Source organism: Paenibacillus sp. SC116 (genome assembly GCF_024733555.1).
Lineage (GTDB): Bacteria > Bacillota > Bacilli > Paenibacillales > Paenibacillaceae > Paenibacillus_B.
Genome location: NZ_JANIOF010000001.1, coordinates 1,142,332 through 1,161,375 on the forward strand (window position 1 = coordinate 1,142,332; position 19,044 = coordinate 1,161,375).

Here is a 19,044-nt window from a genome sequence, read left to right on the forward strand (position 1 = left end):
CCCTCCGTCCTAATTATACCATTCAAGAAACTTTAGCTCCATAAATATATAGTATAAAAGTCACAGATATGCACAAAAAATCGCCCTATCCTATAGATAAGGCGATTTTCCTCTGGCTCATATTCGTCATCATCGCGTATATTACTTCAATGTTTCAATAGATTCTTCCTCACCTGTGTCTGCATTGATATAGACTCGGTATTTTTGACTTCCTTGTTTGCCAACAAACTCATAGCATAGTACAGGCTTTGACAATTCATTTTTTATTACAGCCAAATTGCTGTCCTCGATGTTTATGTCCTTGTTCAATCGTTTTAGAGCTTCTGCTTCTGTTAGCTTAGGCTTCAAGGAGACAGCTTTCACTTCCTCTGCTCCATATAGGTAATCTGTTGCCTGAATTCCTGTAATGTCACCATTATCCAATGCCACTCTTACTTGAATTTTCTGAGGGTATAAATAAACATCTTGCCTTTCAGGTACGAACGTGAAGCTAGCGATGTTTTGGTGATCATGATATCGAACTGCTTCAAAATCATCATATCCGTGCTTCTCCAAATACTTTTCAGCTTTTGATTCAGCAGTCTCAATTGACACACGAGAACCTTTCACAGTTCTTGTATCCATATATGACATCGCTTGACCTTGCTTCGTGAAGTCAATCATAAGGCCGCCGTCTCCGTGCTTATGATCAGCGCTTACTGTATACGTTTCATGTTCTTGGCTATTGCCGTTCTTCTTCACTTGAACATTTGTAACGGAATGCGGCTTCATTAATTCTAGTGCTTTCTTCTTCATTTCTTCTTGTGTAGCTGGCGGTCCTTGCAGCAATCGAACAGAACGCTTCGTATATATACTGGAAACGGACGGACCCCAATTAATTTCAGGATATTCAGTTACTTTTTTATCAACTGTCTTAAAACCATCAATAATCGTATTATCCGCCTGTTCATTTTCGGTCGCCATCGCCACTTCTACATCCATCCAGCGAAGGTTATTGCTGAGTACTTTTGTTCGAACCTGTTCAAGATCTTTTGATATCGCTGCCGAGTTCGCATAGAGTGTCTTTAACGTTTTAACTTCATCATCCGTTAGCGGTTCCTTTGTCATATCACGAACAGCCGTACGGTACGAAAAATTAGATATGCGAGATAAGAAATCTTCCGTTTCGCTAAAAGGAAGCAGGGTCAAGGGCAATTGATTAATCTCATTTTGCGCTTCACTAGTTAAGCGCCACACGTTGACTAGTCCTTTGCGCTGCATCCCTTGCGAGGATGAATGAACGGCCAAAGTTTGACCAATTTGGTCATGAAGTTTATCTACATGGAACGTCAGATCATGGAATGCTCGCTGATACTGATTTTCAGCTTTAAGCAAGATTGCATTTTTTTCTTGATTCTCTTGATACCCCCACACCACTGCACCAACAAGCAAAAGCGTGACGATCGGAAACATCACGGCACTAAATCGTTTATACATCGTACAAACGTCTCCTTTCACAGCTCCAAGTTAATCGTGTTAGTATTGTGCTGGAAATGGATTCAGATTATACATGCCATGGCATCCATCGTCACGCTCTATTCAGCTTGTTCTTCTACAGCAAAGTGCTCGCGATTATCGCATAGGCACTGCTTAAAACCTGTTTCAATTTTGCCCTTCTCACGTTTGCCTCGTAGGATAAATTTTTCCCCACATAAATTGCATCTTATCGTTACTTTAACTCGCACAGTAACACTCCCTCCACGGAATAAACAGTACGAGTTCATTGTTACCATTTTTTTCAAGGTCTAAACTGACTTGGATCCTCTTCATGCTTTACCATCCGGAGTGGTGAATGAGCATTCGCCTTTCTCACCTTACCCATACCGAAGTACCAGAGGAATACCATAAGTGGAACAACAAACCACAACCAATATTTTGTCATCGTCATCAAAATGATGTCATATATGCCATGCCAGAACCATGGAACGAGAAAAGAAAAAGCAAGCAACTTCTTCTTGTCCTTCAGCATTGTAAATTTGCTTTTTCCCATATAATAGCCCATCAGTACCCCAAAAAGCGCGTGACCAGATACAGGTAACAAGGCACGCATAAGTAAAAAAGCAAACGAAGCTTGATTCAGCCATGCATATAAGATGTTCTCGATTGTAGCAAATCCTAATGAAATGGCTACCGCATATAAAATGCCATCATAATGTTCGTCAAATTCTACATGGTTGTAGATCATATGGTACAGGACAAACCACTTTACTCCCTCCTCCACGAAGGCAGAAATGACGAATGAAAATACAAATGGCTGTTTCCCCCATGACAATACTAACCCATGCTGAATAATCATAATCGGCAGAACGATAAGAAATCCGATCAAGAACAAGCGAACAACCACATGTATAGGTTCAGCATGATATCGATCCTTCAAATAAAAATAAACCAAAAGTGCAATTCCAGGCGCTACAGCTGCGGTAATAATTGAAAATAAAGGGGTGGATATTTCATTTGACTGTATCGTGTTCATTGATAAAGACATCTGGTGAAGCGTATCTAACACAGCCATCTCTAACCTCCTACGGAATCACATGCTGCAACCCAACAGTGTCCATATCCAACTGCTATGCATATACTAGCAACATATTGTATTTATTTTAACACGCTAAAGAGAATATAATTACTCAAAAAAAGAGCCTCGATCATTGACCGAGGACTCTTGCTAAACTAGACATACACTTATGTCCCGCGCGGTTTGAAGTATTCGCACGTCAAGGTAATTGCATGCTCAGGCATAATGCATGCCCCATACTCTTCCAACACTGCAGTGGTTACTGAGGTTGCCTCACCGAACTCCGCTAGCAGAGCAACAAGCGCTTGCAAACGGCTCTGTTCTATGGAAGCGCCGTCCAAATGATACATATACTGACCATTATATAGGTATAGTGCCCCCGACACGTCGAATCGACCATTGACTTCGTGAGCAGCATCAATAAAATGTTCAAAGTCACGGAAAGCAAACAACACCGTATCGCTCTCCTCTAACGTAACTTCCATTTCATATACGCCTTCCATATCTTCATCGTCATGACTTGAAATATTCAAATTATCTAGACGAGTTCGAGTTACAATAACAACCATTCCTTGTGCTGGCATTGCAAATACTTCAACTGCTAGCGGTCCCGTTGCGTCAAATCCGAGCTCGGTATAGGCCTGATCCATCATCTCGGCAAACAGATCCTGTAGCTTTGTCATCTCACGCCACAGATCATCCCGCTGGATCCCGCGCTCTGATAAATCATCAAACGTAAGGAAAATACGAATCTTATCTTGACTTAAACGTTCGATTTTCATGACAGGACCCTCCTTTACAACATCGGTTATAACAGATTATGAAGCAACATATAATATGTGCTGAAAATAGTTCTATGTAATTCATGTTATCATGGTTTCCAACGTTTTGCACGTACTAAAATGATCTTCCATGATCAATATCATACGAGATAAAAATTAAAGAGCCACTTCTGATCTTCTCAGAAGTGGCATCTTATTAGCCTATAGTGCCATTGTTAAGTTGTTCACTCATGAACTGTGCTTCTGCCGCATCCGTTTCGTACGATCTGCACGTTTCTTCTTACGCTTTCAATGAGACGATTGATGATGTGCAGAAGTTTTGTGGCTCGACTTTGCAGCTTCAGCTACTACAGCAGGCACATGGGTTTCACTTGCACTTATAGCGTGTGAAGCTCCACTCTCGCGTAAAATTGCGTCTACTTGTCGCCTTACTTCTGGGTCCCGATCAATCAATTCCTTAATCTGATCAAGACGCGGAGTATGATGCTCTTTCGATACAGCATTCGTCAAGACCTGGCTTGTTTTCGCCAGAGTGCTTCCGACAGTGCTTGAGCCTTGTGCTAATGATTCAAGCGCAGTTTCCACAACTTGATTTTTCGCCTTGCCTACTACATCATTTACTACATCCCCTGCCGTTTGCAACTTAGACTGCAATTGCTCAAACGAGCGACGATCTGCCAAATAAATACCAGCTAACGCCCCAATGCTCAACCCTGTAAGAAACGTCGTTACCCTCACTACTGTTCCCTCCTTACTAAGATAGGATCAGTTATTAGTGTGGGTTGAATTCCGTCTCCACATGCGCTTCAAATAAAGGAAGCTATGGGTATCGCCGTAATGTAATAAAATGACCCTGAGGCTTAGCATTCCAACGCATCGGGACATGCGATGTCCCAAATCCATTGCTAATAAACAACTGAAAAGCGTGATTCGGAACATGTTTGGAAATAATTCCATACCAACCAGACAAATATCGACGGTAAAATTGATTTAATCTTAATGGTCCATATATCGGCAGTCTAATTTGCCCACCATGAGTGTGCCCTGTCAGTACCAACTGCACATAAGACGGCAACTTTTCACGAATAACTACCGGATCATGAGCTAATACGATTGTACAGCTTGGTTCTGAGTCGGATCGTGCAAATGCTAATCTCACATTAGCATATCCACTGCTGCTGTCACCGATCCCACATAGCCAAATCGCTTCTCCATCCTTTTCACAGCGCATTGCTGTATTATCTAATATTTTGACTCCGGCTTTTATAAGTTCTGCATCCAATTGAGCAGTATTGCATTTGTGATCATGATTACCATGAACCATCACAATAGGCGCAATTTTACTTAATTGTTCAACACTTTTCATAGCCTGTTCAATAGTTACACCTTGTTCGATAATGTCACCGCCCAACAATACAAGTTCTGCACTTGGATGACGTGCAAGGAGACTTACGTGCTCAGCGGTGAACGATCTCCTGTGCAAATCAGTAATGAAGAACAACCTTGTACCATCCCACACATGCGGTAAATCATCAATAAAAACATCTTCTTCCGTAACGGTAAAACTGCTTGCTTCCTTTTTCATACTAATCATCAGCAATATCAATATTAGACCCGCACCCATGATTGCTGCGCATACAACCAGTAAAATCTCAGCAGCCAGGCCTGTCATCCGTTACGATCCCTCCACAATTTGACGTCCCCATATTAATAAAGCAACTAATAAAGCAACAAATAAAAAAAACAAAATATTATAAAACCACTTCGACAATCGTCCAGAGCTTGATGGATACAGCGCACTGCGTGGAGGAAGTGTTCGATCTTCTTCTTCCCTCGCTGCGATTAACTCATGCATAGCTTCCGAAGGTAAACCTTCATGTGTAGTCTCCTCCACATGAACATGTTCTGTATTGCTTTTCTTAAGCAGCTTTAGTGCTTTTAATGCTTGGCTGCTGCTGTGTTCTGACTTCATCCCATACGTCCTACGTCTCTGAGGGGTTGGTTCCATATCTGTTCTATAACGTTGTTCTTGCTCGGTCATGCTTCCCTCCGATAACGCAATATTAATCCCATAACAAAATCAATTACAAAATGCGCCATAATCGGCGCCCACAACGATCCCGTCCATTCATACATAAGTCCCATCGCATATCTAATACTAAACACAAGAGCGGTAGGAACCCAATGTTTCAAATAACGAACATGTATAGCCGCAAATAAAATACTCGTCCAATAAGGTCCTATCGCGAATTGAATCGCACCGCGAAACAGCAGTTCCTCACAAATACTGACGATTAGAGCTATAATAAATATATGCCAGACTGGTCGATCGCGGAACAGTCTCTCATTTACACCTCCATCATCGGTAACATCATCTGGAACGAATCTGGAGATTAGCAAGTCAACGATAATAACAATTGCCGCTAAGCCGATTCCCCACAACCACGGCTGTGCGTTACTCGGGAACAGCAGCAGTTCAAATGGATTGCGCTGTTGAAACCATATCCACACAACCCCAATGATAAGCGTAATCGCTTGAGTCAAATATAAATTCAACAGTAACGTTCGATCATCCAATTCGCTAATTCGTGCTTGCTGTTCTTTGAACGCTTTCCACTTTTGCTTCATTCCATCCCTACTGTTCTATGTAGCTTATGGCTATTCTTGTCGATAATAAACCATAAATGTATCATATCAAATACAAGAATACTCGTACAACTACAGGAATTAGGAAGTGAACTGACAACTTCTGCGAATTTGGCAATTGTTATGATTGACACGATTTATGAACCGTGTTAAAGTTAGAAAAAATTTCATGTTCGTAAAGTACGTTGAAGGAAAAGAGCAGTTATGAAGCTTACAGAGAGCCGATGGAAGGTGCGAATCGGTGGTGGATGAACTTGCTCCAGCATTCCTGAGTAGTTGGGCTGAAACTTTCTATTTCTATTGAGAACTAGTAGGTCCAATCGGCTAGAATCCGTTACCATTCTCATCTCTCTTAGAGATGCCAAGGTTGACCGTGCGAACGGACAACGAACTAGGGTGGCACCACGATCTAAACTCTCGTCCCTTACTACGGAAGTAGTATGTGGATGAGAGTTTTTTTATATTTTCAACGATTATATAGGTACACAAAAGGGAGGAACTACAATGTTTAAAGTATTGGTATCGGATCCGATTAGCGACTTCGGAATCCAGCAATTAATGGATGCTCCAGATGTACAGGTAGATAAAAATACCGGTTTATCTGAAGATGAACTCGTAGCAATTATTGGGCAATATGATGCACTGCTCGTTCGCAGCCAAACAAAAGTAACTCCACGCATCATGGAAGCTGGCACAAAATTGCGGGTAATCGGACGCGCTGGTGTCGGCGTGGATAATATTGATCTGCAAGCAGCTACACAACGCGGAATTATTGTTATTAACGCTCCAGATGGAAATACAATCACAACTTGTGAACATGCATTCGCGATGATGATGGCGATCGCAAGACACATTCCTCAAGCGTATGAAAAGACGATTAAAGGAATATGGGATCGCAAGTCTTTCTTGGGCGTTGAACTGCGCAACAAGACGCTAGGTGTACTAGGAATGGGACGTATCGGCAGCGAAGTGGCCAAGCGGGCAAAAGCATTCGGCATGAACATCATTGGATTTGATCCATTCATGACAGACGAAAGAGCAGACAAGCTGGGCATTAAGCTAGGATCTGTAGATGATATTATCCGACAAGCTGATTTCATTACTGTTCATACACCACTTACCCCTGAGACAAAACATATGATTGCAGGACCTCAGTTTGAAGTAATGAAGCCTGGCATGCGCATTATTAACTGTGCTCGCGGAGGTATTATTGATGAGCTAGCACTAGTTGAAGCTATTGATCGCGGTATCGTAGCTGGTGCAGCATTTGACGTGTTCGAAGTTGAGCCTCCTGCACCTGATCATCCATTCTTGAGTAATCCAAACATCATTGTAACCCCTCACCTAGGCGCATCCACAGTTGAAGCTCAAGAAAATGTCGCGATAGATGTCTCAGAACAAGTAATTTGCATCTTAAGAAATCAACCATTTAAAAATGCGGTCAATATGCCTCCAGTTCCAGCAGATGTATTGAACAAAATTCAGCCTTACTTTGATTTGGGTGAAAAGCTCGGAATATTTGTTTCTCAATTGTCTAAAGGTCCGGTTGTTGAGATTATCGTTAACTATTCTGGTGAATTGGCAGAAGTAGATACTCAACCTTTGACTCGCTATATTGTTAAAGGAGTACTGCAGCAGCATTTAGGTTCTAATGTTAATGTTGTTAACTCGATGCACTTAGCTAAAGTTCGTGATATTAATATTCTTGTACAAAAGTCTAATGTTGCAAAAGGCTTCACTAACTTAATTACGGTTACCCTTCGTACGAATGAAGACGAGCGCCTAGTTGCTGGTACCCTTTTGAATGGATATGGTGAGCGAATTGTTCAAATCGATAAATACCCAGTCGACGTATCACCAGAAGGCCATTTGTTATTGGTGAAACACAATGACAAACCAGGGATGATCGGTTCTGTAGGTACATTGCTAGGCAACAACGATATCAACATCGCTACGATGCAAGTGGGACGTAAAATTGTCGGTGGATCAGCTATCATGGTATTATCCGTAGATCGCGCTGTTCCAAAAGAAGTTATCGAACAATTAAAAACAACACCTCAAATTAATAAAGCAAAAGAAATTGTATTCCAATAATACGAAAATGTGCTGATGATTCTGATAATTAAACTTAGCACTATTTATGTTTTATTATCTTAACTAGTTTATAATTACCCGCTGTTCCACGAACAACAAGATTTACAACGCAAAAATGACGTCTGACTACGGCAGACGTCATTTTTGCTGCTTAACCTTTACTTGTCGACAAATCTTATTTCGCAATTCTGTTCCGTTCGTCAACTTTTACTACTTTCATAAAGCAAAAAAGAACCTTTACAGCAACAGTTCAATCGACTATTGCTGTAAAGGTTCTTTCTACTTCAATCTTTGACTTACGTGTTAATTAACGCTAACGAACGGTAATGAAATAGAGAATGTCGTTCCCGCTCCTACCTTGCTGCTCACTTCAATCTTGCCTTGATGCGCCTCAACGATATTTTTGACGATAGCTAGACCCAATCCAGTTCCACCCGTAACTCCACGTGTACGAGCTTTATCTGCTTTATAGAACCGTTCAAAAATATAGGATAAATCTTGAGACGGAATCCCCTGCCCATGATCACGAATGTGTATAACAAGCCATTCTTGTCGCGAATCTACGATTACTTCAGTCTCAACTTGTATCAACTGCTCCGCCTGCGAATGCCGAAATGCGTTATCCAACAAGTTCGTTAATACTTGCTCCAATCGATCCTCGTCGGCACTAGCCAATATATATCGCTCAGCTTTAAGCTCAGCTCCTAGTGGAATACCCTGTTCTTTTGCTAATACTGAATACTTCCGCAAAACACGGTGGATAAGTTCGTTGGCATCTACTTCTGCCCAGTGCATTTGCAAATGTCCCGCTTCCATACGAGCAAGATCCAACAAGTCTTTCACAAGCCGTCCCATACGAAGGGACTCGTCATGAATGACTTGTACAAGCTCTCGTCTTTCCTCCGGGGAAGTAACGATATCATCCAGTAACGCCTCACTATAGCCTTGAAGCATCGATAATGGTGTTCTAATCTCATGAGAAATATTAGCGATAAAGTCTTTTCGCATTTTCTCCAAGCGAACTTCTTCTGTCACATTTCGCAGTACAGCAACAGCGCCTCGAACACCATTAACATTGTGCAAAGGTCCTATTACAACAGACCATACTTCTTGTTTCACATGAATACGTGTCGTTACCTCTACTGCCTGACTAATCACTTCATGAAACAATGGACGCAATGGACCTGGCACGGACTGATCGAGCTCATACTCCTCCATCTCGTTCCATTCAAGCGTACTCCATTTTTCAAGCTGCGCTTGACCTTGAGGATTTGTAGATAGCACGCAACCTACTGCATCGAACGTAATAACTGCATCCGTCATACTGCGCAGTATGCTTGATAGATGTTCTTTCTCGTGTTGCAAGTCTTGAATGACTAAATCAAGTTCTTCTGCCATATGATTGAATGTCTGCGCGAGTTCACCTATCTCGTCCGTAGAGCGAATAGGTACGACTCGCGAAGAATAGTCTCCTTGACGAATCGTTTCTGCAGCCGACTTTAGCAAGCGCATCGGTTGTGTAATCTTGGTGAACAGAAAAAAGGCAAAAAATGTTGTTAGCGAAAACCCTACTATTGCCGTATATACAAATAGACGTTTTACATCATTCGGATCCGCAAAATTACTATCTATATACGGAAGAAGATACACACCTAAAAATAGTAGGATCGCAGCAACCAATCCAATGATCGTGATCCAAAGTTTACCAACTACACTTCGCCAAAATTTCACTTACTTCGGTACCTCCAATTTATAGCCGACTCCCCACACGGTTGTAATCATGGTAGCTGCTTCAGGAGATACTTTATTTAATTTCTCACGCAAACGTTTGACATGTGTATCCACTGTACGCAAATCACCAAAGAACTCGTAGTTCCAAACATCTTTCAACAGTTCTTCGCGCGAAAATACTTTATCAGGTGAAACCGCCAAGTAATGAAGCAGTTCGTACTCTTTGGGAGTCAAGCTGACTTCCTGCCCGCCAGCCGTCACACGATGAGCATCATGTTCAATGATTAAATTAGGGAACACGATATTGTTGCTAGTCTTTGGATCATTCGTCAAGAAGGCCGTAGCTGAAGAACGGCGAAGTACCGCCTTCACACGATAAATGACTTCGCGAGGACTGAACGGCTTGACCACATAATCGTCAGCTCCTACTTCAAAGCCCTGCACACGATTCATCTCTTCTCCTTTAGCCGTAAGAATGATGACAGGTGTAGCTTTCACTTGACGAAGTCTTGTACACACTTCAATACCATCTATACCTGGGAGCATTAAGTCGAGCAGGATGAGGTCGAAGTCATCATTGACCGCTTTGTTAAGAGCTTCCTCCCCATCTTCTGCCTCATCAATTTCGTACCCTTCTTTTTCCAAGTACATTCTCAATAATCGCCGAATTCGTTCCTCATCATCCACGACAAGAATGCGATTTATTTGTTCTGACATGACTAACTCCCCTTTCAACACCACTAACAATACGTTCCTCTATATCATACTGCATAATACCTTAGGTTTACACCCCTGCATATGAATGAAGTCCGACAATTAGCAAATTCACACCGACCAATGTAAACATAACAATAATGAAGCCAATAACGACTAACCACGCCGACTTCTCACCATGATAGCCGCGCGATAAACGCAAATGAAGATAGGCGCTGTAGAACAACCAAGTAATTAATGCCCACACTTCTTTCGGATCCCATGCCCAGAAGCGTCCCCAAGCCTCTTGAGCCCAGATCATTGCAAAAATAAGTCCACCTAGCGTAAAGACTGGGAAAGCAATAGCGGTTGCCCTATAGCTAATCTCATCTAGATCATCAGCATTCATACCGCGAAGAAGAGGTTGAAGTGCTCTGGCAATAGGCTTGCGAATAATTAATCGAATGAGTCCATATAACAATAACCCTGACATGAGAGACCAAGTCACCGTATTCATTTTACGCGCAGTCTTATGACTGTCCATTGCTGCTGGAACTTCCATAAGTGGAAGCTGCATGCCTAAAAACTTCTCATCTCCAACGACCTTACTATTAGAAGCTGCAAAAATCGGTGGTAATGTATAAGAAATTGAATCCGGTTTACTATTAATTTGCGTGGTGTTGTCTACCGTTTCAACCACTTCGACCGTACGCTGCAATTCCACTTCATAACCAGCTGCACGATAGCCGAATACAGCAACGACATATCCTAAAATAATAATGACCGTGAACAAACTGAATTCCAAGGCGATTTGAGATTTACGCTTCGAGCTATCATCCCAGCGCATCGCATGAACCAAGTACATAATTCCAGCTACGAAACCGACTGCAAAGAACGCTTCACTCGCACCTACCATCGATACGTGCAAAATAAGCCAAATGGATTTGAGCTGTGGAATTAATGGCTGAACTTCGTTAGGAAACACGGATGCATATCCCATCATTAGAATAGCCAGCGGGACAGCGAACAACCCAAGCGCAGCTGAACGATAAATAAAATGCATGACGATATAAGCTGCAATTATCATAATCGCCAAAAATGACATGAATTCGTACATATTACTGAGTGGAATATGTCCCGAACCTATCCAACGAGTTATAAAATAAGCTAGTTGAGCAACAAACCCTAATACAGTAACGGCAAAAGAAATCGTTCCCCATTTCTTGAGATGTGCTTCTTGATTTTTTCTGCGTCCTGCTACAGTAAAAACATATAAAATAAGGGCGAAGCAAAAAAGGAAAAAGGAAGTTAAATAGGAGTTCTGGCTGAACTCTAATATGTTCATGACTTGTCCCCTCCACGATCAATAGCATTCACATCTACTTCAAGCTCTGTCTCTCGCAGTATGCGAGCCACTTCGTTACGCATTCCATACCAATTTTTGTTCGTATGAGCTCCGAGCAACAATTGCTTCCCATTGAACCGCAGCCAAATACGACGATGCTGCCAGTAGAAGCCCATAACCAAACCAATCATGGATATTCCTGCTCCCACCCAGATATAAGGGAGGGCCTTCTCGATTCTAACGTTCAAGTAGCTTAAAGATTCTTGGATGGTGACATCTGCCATAGACTGAACGTCGATTTGGATTTTTTTCATAATTTCCTGATTCAGCACATCTTCACGGAAACGCTGCTTGTCTTTTTGCAATGGGAAGTAGAAGTAAGGCTCACCTGTTTCTTCTAATCCAGGCCCTGTGATCATAAATAAAAATGCTGGTGCGTTAGGATTAGGCGTTTTCGTTATCGGCTTACCATCCTCGCCCAAGTCAAAATCCATGTACTTCTCACGAAGCTCCAATGTATAAGGGCCGACAATGTACTTTGGCTCCGATTTATTAATTTTCAATTCGAACGAACCGTACACTTCGTTTGTCTTCGTATTTTTGAGCACCGGCTTAACAGCGACGAGCTTGGGTGTCAGATCAAAATCATATTGAAATATCATCAAATCTTCATATCTCAGCGGCTCGTTTACTCTTATATTGTGCTTATGAACCTCCTCTAATTGCGGTTCTGCTAGAGGATCTTCACAATTCGCCACACAACGGTATAAGGTAGCTTGAGTCTCAAACAATTTAGGAATAACACGACCTTCTTTGGCAAACTCTTCTGGCATTTCATCTAATGTGTAGTATTCAACAGTAAACTTATCATTTTCTAAATAATAGGGGGTATTCTCAATCGGACGTGGTTCATTATGCGGAAACGCTGCATAATATTCTAAGTTCCAGCCAGGAATGCTGCGAGCCAATACAGCCAACAAAAAAACAATTAACCCAATATGGTTAATATAAGGCCCCCAACGACTGAAACGGTTCTTCTCTGCCAGTATTGCACCATCCTGCTCGTATACACGATAGCCTTTGCGCTTAAGCGCCTTCTGTGCTTTCTGTATCCAATCTTCCTGATTCATAGATTCAGGCAATTGCTGTTCATAAACGATGCGTTGACGACGCAGAAATTGATCATGCTTGCGAATTTTTTGCTTATGCAAGGCACGATAAAGTGGTAATACCCGATCCAAGCTACAAATGACCAATGAAGCCCCGATCATAACAAGCAAGGTTACAAACCACCATGATTCGTATGTATGTGACAAGCCTAGCAAGTAATAAATATGTCCTATCGTGCCGTAGTTTTCTTTGTAGTAAGTCGAGGGATCAAAGTTGATGAACTGGCTCTCTTGAGGATAAATCGTTCCCAGCGACGCACCAATGAGTGTAATGATTATAATGACAACTGCTATTTTTACAGAAGAGAAAAAATTCCACACACGGTCAATCACGCTCGGATTTGCTTTTTGAGACTTTCGGGCAACGCCATCATATCTCATCTCTAAAACGGATGTTTCCCTATCACTTTCATGTAAAGGCTTACCACAAGCTTCACACAGTATCGTCTGAGTTGGATTTTGATGCCCGCATTCACATTTCGTATTTTGGAATTCCAAGGATGCAGCCCCCTTGCGTTATGCACTTGGTTAGCTAGTAATTTCCTTTATCTGTGTCTTCAACACAGATTCCTCTACTTCACCTAATATGATATTGTGTACGGTACCATCCGGCTTAATAAAGAACGTGGTAGGAAGAGGTCGAATGCCGTACGCTTTGGCAGCTGATTTCTTGCTGTCCAGCCAAATTGGGAACGTAATATTCATAGCGTTAACATAATTGTTTACGGTAATCGGATCTTCACCATTATTGACAGCTATAATGGAAACTCCTTTGTCTTTCCATTCCTCATGAGCACGTTGAAAGGCCGGCATCTCACGCGTACAAGGCTCACACCATGTGCCCCAGAAATTCAGGACAACGGCCTGTCCTTTGAGATTATTAAGCTCTTGCACATCCCCATTCAATTGCTGAAGCTTTATATTCGGAACCTTACTTCCTATAACAGGGACTGAATCGTTCGCGAATAAAGCTGAACCTATGGCGAATCCGCCAAGAAGTATAATGGCTCCAAGAATAACCATTTGAAGAGATTTATTTCGTTTCCCCATCTTAATTCGCCCTTTCTATGACAATTTTCACAATTAGGCGGCGCATTTCAAACAATTTGATTACACCGAACACGTCCATTATAATCCATATAGGCAAGGACACATCTTCCTTTTTATGAAATTTATGTGTCATAGAAGGGCGACACAGTTGTTATATGCTGTTAGATGCCACAAATCCTTCACGCATCTTGTAACGCTACAATGTTACTTTAAGCGCTCCGATTTGACAGGAGATTGCTTCAATTCATTAATCTCAGCCTTCGTCAATAGACGGTGCTTGCCACGCACAAGACCTTGCAGCGTAATATTACCAAATTGAACACGCTTCAGACGCGTCACAGGATGTCCAATCGCTTCAAACATCCTTCTAACTTGGCGGTTACGGCCTTCATAAATTGTCATACTAATCGTTGCGACTTTTTGCTCCAAATCGACATCGAAATACTCAACCTCAGCAGGCTGAGTCATTCCATCTTCTAGCATGATGCCCTTTTTAAGCTTCTCAAGTGCATCACCATGAGGAATACCTTTGACCGTAGCACGATAAATCTTGCCAACGTGATGACGCGGATGTGTCAGCCAATTCGCCAAGTCTCCATCATTCGTCAAAAGCAGTAATCCTTCAGTGTCATAATCCAATCGACCAACTGGATAAACACGTGTCTTTATTTTGCCCAAGAAGTCCTTGACTGTCTTACGGCCTTCTGGATCTGACATCGATGTAATTACACCTTTCGGTTTATAAAAGGCGATAACGACTTTCTCAGCCGCTTTTCTCAGCGGACGACCATTCACTGTAATCTCATCCGTATTCGGATTCGCTTTTACCCCAAGTGTCAACACCGGTTCGCCGTTTAGTTCTACTTTTCCATCTAATATCAATTGCTCACATTTGCGGCGGGATGCAATACCTGCATTCGCCATAATTTTTTGAAGACGTTCTTCCATTTGTGTCATTCACCTCAAACCTATGATATCCGTTCGTGAACAAGTCCACAAGCGAAACTGATAAAATCGTGTCGAAACAAGAAAAAACACCCTGTTTTAGGTGTATATCACCTAGAAACTGGGCGTCCCTATCACATTATAACACATTTGCGCTTCCATTATACAAATATGAGCATACAAATGATAATTGCGGCTACAAATCCTACGATATCTGAAAACAGCCCTACTTTTAATGCGTACCGTCCTTTGCGAATACCAATGGCTCCAAAATAGACAGTTAACACATATAACGTAGTGTCTGTACTCCCTTGAATCGTAGAAGCAATTCGACCAATGAGCGAATCAGGACCGTAGGTTTTAATCAAATCCGTTGTGAACGCGAGCGAACCGGCTCCTGTAATAGGTCTTAAAAACGCTAACGGCATAACTTCACTTGGTATTCCGAACCAATCGAGCAAAGGTCTCATCAGCCCCACGAGCCAATCCATTGCTCCAGATGCTCGAAATACACTAATGGCGACCATCATCCCGACTAAAGTCGGAATAATGTTAATCGATGTCTGGAACCCATCCTTGGCACCTTCGACAAACGATTCATACACCGGAACTCGCTTCATATATGCGTATAGGGGGATGAAGACGATAATGGCTGGAATCGCCCAAGTAGAAATGGTTGTCAAGAACGCATACAAGCTCCATCATCCTTTCTGCACATGCATTACCGCATTAGGTAGCTGTTAACAAGCTATTGTCCTGCTGGTACAGAATTCGATTCATGATGTTGGGTATGCGGCGGGCTTTTTGTTCGAGATCGGTACCAACGATCTGCAGCGATGGCTGCTATTGTAGCAACCATGGTGGCTAATAAAGTAGTTCCTACGATTTCGGCCGGATTAGCGGAATCAAAGTTCATGCGAATGGCTATTAGTGTAGTTGGTATTAACGTGATACTCGAGGTATTAATCGCCAACAAGGTACACATTGCTGGTGTGGCTGTTGATTTATCGGGATTTAGTTTCTGAAGTTCCTGCATCGCTCGAATGCCCATTGGAGTTGCTGCATTACCCAGCCCTAATAAATTGGCACTCATATTTGACATAATGAAGCCTAAGGCAGGATGGTTGCGCGGAACATCTGGGAATAAATAACGCACCACAGGTCCAAGCAGTTTAGCTAGTGATTTTAGCAAACCTGCATCCTCCGCTATCCGCATCATCCCAAGCCAAAATACCATGACACTGATAAGGCCAAAACTGACCGTAACGCCTGTCTTGGCGCCATCAAATACAGCTTCGGTTACTGCTTCAATCCTCCCTTGTGCAGCAGCTGCAATAAATCCTACGACCAGCATAAAAATCCATATCGCATTAACCATGCTGCTCCCCCTTAAATCACTGATTATGAAACTTGTCCAGCGCACTCACCTCTCCCTGATCCTGTGCGCTAAACATGAATATAACAAAGCAATAAATCTCGTACTGTTTATTGGGTTTGGGTTGTTTTTCTCTGATTCGTTTCTAATTGATTGGTTTCTACTTGCATCGAATTCTTAATCGGAATGGAACCAATTAACTTATCCTCTAGCCAGATGGATAACTTGCCGCGATGGCCAAGTCGATAATCAAGTGAATTTGGTTGGAACCATTCAACTTTTCGCTGGATTTTCGACTGTTCCTCAGTACGCAAAGGATAGCTCCACGACGCATCTATTTCGTACGGCTGTCCTTCCAGTTTATAGCCTTTCTCAATGACGTTCGTAAGCGGATAGTGTGCGAATCCATAGTCAAGCAAGGCTTGATGATCATTCCAATCATCGCCGTCATTCAATGTAACTACAGCAAGCTGTTGTCCATTGCGAGTTGCAGAGCTTACCAAACAACGTAGTGCATTGCTCGTATAACCTGTCTTAACACCATCCGCTCCAGCATAGAAGCGAAGCATCTTGTTCTTATTTGTCCACTTGTAATCCCACTTTTCAATTGGATTTGGGACAACCTTTACTTTGGTCTGTACAATGGTTTGGAAATGCTTGTTATGCAAAGCATACGCACTCAGTTGTGCAAGATCATGCGCGGAAGTGTAATGTTCTTTTTGGTCCAAGCCATGTGGATTGCGAAAACTCGTATTTTCAAGACCGAGCTCTTCTGACTTTTGATTCATCATATAAACAAAGCCATCTTCTGAGCCACCAACATGTTCTGCGATTGCTACTGCCGCATCATTTCCCGAGCGAAGCATTAGACCATAAATCAAATGCTGCAGCGTCATCTCTTCACCTAGACGCAAATATATCGATGAGCCTTCTTTGCCAACTGCTCGCTTACTCGTCTTCACTTTGTCATTTAACTTTCCAGACTCCAACGCCACGATCGCAGTCATAATTTTTGTTGTACTTGCCATAGGTAGACGTGTTTCTCCGTTATCACTGTGAAGAATCCTGCCCGTTGTCACATCGATTAAGGCAAACGCTTTCGCTCCCGTTCTAGGAGCTTCTGAAGAATTCGTTTTCTTTCTATTGCTTTTCTTTTTTTCTTTACTTACAGCTAGTACTTTATATTGATCGTTCATTTTTATCGCTTCTGCATTACCCGCTTGAAAGATAGGATTCCATAGCAATACAAAGGCAATGACGGCTGCTAACTTGCGATGAATCATTAATTCGTAGTCCTCCTTCATGATGTCAGAACATGGAGTTCAGTCTGGATAAGCACCTGCTCCTCACGCCGTAATTCATATGTATGCGAATACGATGCTACGTATGTCCAACATTTTGTCCAAGCTATTCCAATGTAAAATGGTTCAAAAAAAGCGCCATACCCACGCAGCCGCATTATGCTTCAGTCAAACGACTGAATGACAGCTCGAGTTTATTGACGCTTTTGATTTCATCCAGTCATTATGAATCGGCATGTGTATCATGGTTATGTGTTGTTTGTTTCTGAACGTGATTATCTTTACGCTTAAATAATGACTCAAGTCGATCAATAATTTGTGGCGTCGAATCGATAATTTTTTCGAGCAAGTGAGTATTGTTATCCATCGATACAATCTGCACATTTTGCTTTCCTACTACGAGGAAGCCAATCGGATTCATATATACGCCGCCCCCGCTGCCTCCTCCAAATGGTTGCTGCGGTGGATAGCGATGTACTTGCTGGTTTTGATTTTGTGACTTCTCACCGTTAATAATCCGATAGTCACTTCCCCCTGCCGCAAATCCGATACCAACCCTGCTAATTGGAATGATGACAGAACCATCTGGCGTTTGTACAGGATCACCGACAATTGCATTAACATCGATCATCCCTTTAATATTTTCCAGAGCGACTTGCATCAAGCCTTCGATTGGATGCTCCGCCATTGCTTAACTCCTCCTTCAGCCCGCTTGATGCGGAAAATGAGCACAATCACTGCAAAAATAGCATGTACGACACGAATTCGACCTATGCACAGAAACCTCGTGGAAAATACAGGACAATCAAATCGAGGAGTAACTTCTACATCGGGTAAGCGTCGAAAAGTCAGCAACTGAGTAATAAAGCCAGTTACTCCACCAACCACAGCCCAAGCCAAGCCATATAGAATACCCGTATTGGCAGCATTAGAAGTACCATACTCGGTATCCCAGATGTAGCTGTCTACTTCAATATGCCCTAGTGTTTGTAAACCCCACTTTTGCAACCCATATGTACGAGCGGCTAAACGCACAAGCTCTCTGTTCCATTTCTTAATCGTTTCAGAACCTACATAATTACGCATTCGTTCTTTGTGTTTACCTACCCAGGACTGTTCTTTCTGTTTGGACTTCATACTGAACCCTTGCTTAAAATTTTGAAATTGAATGCTGCGGATCTCATATCGCCAACGAAAGATTCCATAGACCGCTCTAATCCCAATCCATACCCGCTCGTGCTTGCCCTGTTTCGAGATAACTAGTTTTACCTCCAAGTGAGACATCAACACGGTTACATTGAATCCAATTACGATTGCCGCAGCAAGCAAGAAGCTCCATAGCCATATGGGCATCTGCAA

Annotated in this window: 19 protein-coding genes and 1 other annotated feature; of the genes, 1 reads left to right on the top strand and 18 read right to left on the bottom strand. The window is 42.3% G+C overall.

The window, feature by feature from the left end; genetic code table 11:
* Positions 1–141: 141 nt before the first annotated feature.
* The 7 genes from ypeB to NQ117_RS04780 all read right to left on the bottom strand — a co-directional run bounded on the left by ypeB (position 142) and on the right by NQ117_RS04780 (position 5,964).
* Positions 142–1,476, bottom strand: coding sequence for a germination protein YpeB (ypeB, locus tag NQ117_RS04750; protein WP_258276839.1), 1,335 nt, complete (start codon positions 1,474–1,476; stop codon positions 142–144).
* A 301-nt stretch (positions 1,477–1,777) separates the two neighbouring features.
* A complete protein-coding gene (prsW, locus tag NQ117_RS04755) occupies positions 1,778–2,512 on the bottom strand; it encodes a glutamic-type intramembrane protease PrsW (RefSeq protein ID WP_258278172.1) in 735 nt (244 codons plus the stop codon).
* Positions 2,513–2,721: 209 nt separating this feature from the next.
* Entirely contained in the window at positions 2,722–3,336 is a 615-nt protein-coding gene (locus NQ117_RS04760) for a genetic competence negative regulator (RefSeq protein WP_258276840.1), read from the bottom strand.
* A gap of 288 nt (positions 3,337–3,624) precedes the next feature.
* Positions 3,625–4,074: a DNA-directed RNA polymerase gene (locus NQ117_RS04765; RefSeq protein WP_258276841.1), complete on the bottom strand. Its 450-nt coding sequence runs from the start codon at positions 4,072–4,074 to the stop codon at positions 3,625–3,627.
* Between the two features lie 82 nt (positions 4,075–4,156).
* A complete protein-coding gene (locus NQ117_RS04770) occupies positions 4,157–5,008 on the bottom strand; it encodes a metallophosphoesterase (protein ID WP_258276842.1) in 852 nt (283 codons plus the stop codon).
* Between the two features lie 3 nt (positions 5,009–5,011).
* Complete coding sequence (locus tag NQ117_RS04775; protein ID WP_258276843.1) at positions 5,012–5,377, bottom strand: hypothetical protein; 366 nt, start codon at positions 5,375–5,377, stop codon at positions 5,012–5,014.
* Complete coding sequence (locus tag NQ117_RS04780) at positions 5,374–5,964, bottom strand: CPBP family intramembrane glutamic endopeptidase (protein WP_258276844.1); 591 nt, start codon at positions 5,962–5,964, stop codon at positions 5,374–5,376. The genes NQ117_RS04775 and NQ117_RS04780 overlap by 4 nt, the downstream gene beginning before the upstream one ends.
* A gap of 194 nt (positions 5,965–6,158) precedes the next feature.
* Positions 6,159–6,410: a binding site (T-box leader), on the top strand.
* 76 nt (positions 6,411–6,486) lie between these two features.
* Between NQ117_RS04780 and serA the strand changes: the two genes are divergently transcribed.
* Positions 6,487–8,076 (top strand): phosphoglycerate dehydrogenase, encoded by a 1,590-nt coding sequence (serA, locus tag NQ117_RS04785; protein ID WP_258276845.1) that lies wholly within the window; start codon positions 6,487–6,489, stop codon positions 8,074–8,076.
* 303 nt (positions 8,077–8,379) lie between these two features.
* Here the strand turns inward: serA and NQ117_RS04790 are convergent, their stop codons facing one another.
* The 11 genes from NQ117_RS04790 to NQ117_RS04840 form a co-directional block, all read right to left on the bottom strand.
* The gene (locus NQ117_RS04790) at positions 8,380–9,807 is read right to left on the bottom strand and encodes an ATP-binding protein (protein ID WP_258276846.1); all 1,428 of its coding nucleotides are present in this window, start codon (positions 9,805–9,807) and stop codon (positions 8,380–8,382) included.
* The gene (locus tag NQ117_RS04795) at positions 9,808–10,524 is read right to left on the bottom strand and encodes a response regulator (protein WP_028593496.1); all 717 of its coding nucleotides are present in this window, start codon (positions 10,522–10,524) and stop codon (positions 9,808–9,810) included.
* Positions 10,525–10,591: 67 nt separating this feature from the next.
* Positions 10,592–11,845 carry a cytochrome c biogenesis protein CcsA gene (gene ccsA, locus NQ117_RS04800; protein ID WP_309137849.1) on the bottom strand — a complete coding sequence of 418 codons (1,254 nt, stop codon included), beginning with the start codon at positions 11,843–11,845 and terminating at the stop codon, positions 10,592–10,594.
* Entirely contained in the window at positions 11,842–13,512 is a 1,671-nt protein-coding gene (gene resB / locus NQ117_RS04805; protein WP_258276847.1) for a cytochrome c biogenesis protein ResB, read from the bottom strand. The genes ccsA and resB overlap by 4 nt, the downstream gene beginning before the upstream one ends.
* Positions 13,513–13,542: 30 nt before the next feature.
* Positions 13,543–14,064, bottom strand: coding sequence for a thiol-disulfide oxidoreductase ResA (gene resA / locus NQ117_RS04810; RefSeq protein WP_258276848.1), 522 nt, complete (start codon positions 14,062–14,064; stop codon positions 13,543–13,545).
* Between the two features lie 204 nt (positions 14,065–14,268).
* Positions 14,269–15,012 (bottom strand): pseudouridine synthase, encoded by a 744-nt coding sequence (locus tag NQ117_RS04815; RefSeq protein WP_258276849.1) that lies wholly within the window; start codon positions 15,010–15,012, stop codon positions 14,269–14,271.
* A gap of 158 nt (positions 15,013–15,170) precedes the next feature.
* Positions 15,171–15,704 carry a spore maturation protein gene (locus NQ117_RS04820; protein WP_028593491.1) on the bottom strand — a complete coding sequence of 178 codons (534 nt, stop codon included), beginning with the start codon at positions 15,702–15,704 and terminating at the stop codon, positions 15,171–15,173.
* Positions 15,705–15,757: 53 nt separating this feature from the next.
* On the bottom strand, positions 15,758–16,387 hold the full coding sequence (locus NQ117_RS04825) for a nucleoside recognition domain-containing protein (protein WP_258276850.1): 630 nt from the start codon (positions 16,385–16,387) through the stop codon (positions 15,758–15,760).
* A gap of 107 nt (positions 16,388–16,494) precedes the next feature.
* A complete protein-coding gene (locus tag NQ117_RS04830) occupies positions 16,495–17,667 on the bottom strand; it encodes a D-alanyl-D-alanine carboxypeptidase family protein (protein ID WP_258276851.1) in 1,173 nt (390 codons plus the stop codon).
* A 241-nt stretch (positions 17,668–17,908) separates the two neighbouring features.
* Positions 17,909–18,373 carry a GerW family sporulation protein gene (gene ytfJ, locus NQ117_RS04835; protein ID WP_258276852.1) on the bottom strand — a complete coding sequence of 155 codons (465 nt, stop codon included), beginning with the start codon at positions 18,371–18,373 and terminating at the stop codon, positions 17,909–17,911.
* Positions 18,346–19,038 (bottom strand): DUF2953 domain-containing protein, encoded by a 693-nt coding sequence (locus tag NQ117_RS04840; RefSeq protein ID WP_258276853.1) that lies wholly within the window; start codon positions 19,036–19,038, stop codon positions 18,346–18,348. Before NQ117_RS04840 ends, ytfJ begins: the two co-directional genes overlap by 28 nt.
* Positions 19,039–19,044: the final 6 nt, after the last annotated feature.

Bases quoted from the DNA above. Each gene is read 5' to 3' on its own strand.
- ypeB (WP_258276839.1), bottom strand. From the start codon at position 1,476: ATGTATAAACGATTTAGTGCCGTGATGTTTCCGATCGTCACGCTTTTG.
- prsW (WP_258278172.1), bottom strand. From the start codon at position 2,512: ATGAACACGATACAGTCAAATGAAATATCCACCCCTTTATTTTCAATT.
- NQ117_RS04760 (WP_258276840.1), bottom strand. From the start codon at position 3,336: ATGAAAATCGAACGTTTAAGTCAAGATAAGATTCGTATTTTCCTTACG.
- NQ117_RS04770 (WP_258276842.1), bottom strand. From the start codon at position 5,008: ATGACAGGCCTGGCTGCTGAGATTTTACTGGTTGTATGCGCAGCAATC.
- NQ117_RS04775 (WP_258276843.1), bottom strand. From the start codon at position 5,377: ATGACCGAGCAAGAACAACGTTATAGAACAGATATGGAACCAACCCCT.
- NQ117_RS04780 (WP_258276844.1), bottom strand. From the start codon at position 5,964: ATGAAGCAAAAGTGGAAAGCGTTCAAAGAACAGCAAGCACGAATTAGC.
- serA (WP_258276845.1), top strand. From the start codon at position 6,487: ATGTTTAAAGTATTGGTATCGGATCCGATTAGCGACTTCGGAATCCAG.
- NQ117_RS04795 (WP_028593496.1), bottom strand. From the start codon at position 10,524: ATGTCAGAACAAATAAATCGCATTCTTGTCGTGGATGATGAGGAACGA.
- ccsA (WP_309137849.1), bottom strand. From the start codon at position 11,845: ATGAACATATTAGAGTTCAGCCAGAACTCCTATTTAACTTCCTTTTTC.
- resA (WP_258276848.1), bottom strand. From the start codon at position 14,064: ATGGGGAAACGAAATAAATCTCTTCAAATGGTTATTCTTGGAGCCATT.
- NQ117_RS04815 (WP_258276849.1), bottom strand. From the start codon at position 15,012: ATGGAAGAACGTCTTCAAAAAATTATGGCGAATGCAGGTATTGCATCC.
- NQ117_RS04825 (WP_258276850.1), bottom strand. From the start codon at position 16,387: ATGGTTAATGCGATATGGATTTTTATGCTGGTCGTAGGATTTATTGCA.
- NQ117_RS04830 (WP_258276851.1), bottom strand. From the start codon at position 17,667: ATGATTCATCGCAAGTTAGCAGCCGTCATTGCCTTTGTATTGCTATGG.
- ytfJ (WP_258276852.1), bottom strand. From the start codon at position 18,373: ATGGCGGAGCATCCAATCGAAGGCTTGATGCAAGTCGCTCTGGAAAAT.
- NQ117_RS04840 (WP_258276853.1), bottom strand. From the start codon at position 19,038: ATGCCCATATGGCTATGGAGCTTCTTGCTTGCTGCGGCAATCGTAATT.